This is a genomic window from Tersicoccus phoenicis, from assembly GCF_001968835.1.
GTDB lineage: Bacteria > Actinomycetota > Actinomycetes > Actinomycetales > Micrococcaceae > Tersicoccus > Tersicoccus phoenicis.
Genome location: NZ_MRDE01000106.1, coordinates 1 through 573, shown reverse-complemented (window position 1 = coordinate 573; position 573 = coordinate 1). Strand labels below are relative to the sequence as shown.

The following is a 573-nucleotide window of genomic DNA, read 5'->3' as shown; positions in this document are numbered from 1 at the left end:
CTACTCGGTGGGGTTCCCCATCCACGGCGCACTCGACAGGGCCCTGCCGCTCGTCCCGGCTCAGGCGTGGGCGCGGGCCTACAACTCCGACGGGCACGAACGCGACGGGGCCTGGGTCGCCGACGTGACCGGGATGCTGGACCTGTCCGCCTGGCCGGCAGGGATGCGCGTGATCGTCCGCAAGGAGATCCCGCACGTTGGGGCGCAGCTGCGCATCACCGACCTCGACGGGATGCGCTACACCGCCTTCGCCACCAACCAGACCCGCGGCCAGCTCGCCGACCTCGAGGTCAGACACCGGCTGCGGGCCCGGTGCGAAGACCGGATCCGCGCCGCCAAGGACACCGGCCTGCAGAATCTCCCCCTCCACGCGTTCGACGCCAATCAGCTGTGGTGCCACCTGGTCATGCTCGCCGCCGAGCTCTGGACCGTTCCCACTCTGGTGGACACAGGGTTTGATGGGCGGGTTCCCGAGAAATGAAGGGAACCGGCTATGGGATCGACGAGACGTAGCTTCACTGACGAGTACAAGGCCAACGCGGTAGATTTGGTTGTGAATGATGGCCGCGCGAT

The 573-nt window shown here is 67.4% G+C and carries 1 pseudogene; it reads left to right on the top strand.

Features of this window, described 5'->3' with window-relative positions:
• A pseudogene (locus tag BKD30_RS15180) lies at positions 1-424 on the top strand (transposase); the annotation flags it as partial.
• Between the last annotated feature and the right edge of the window lie 149 nt (positions 425-573).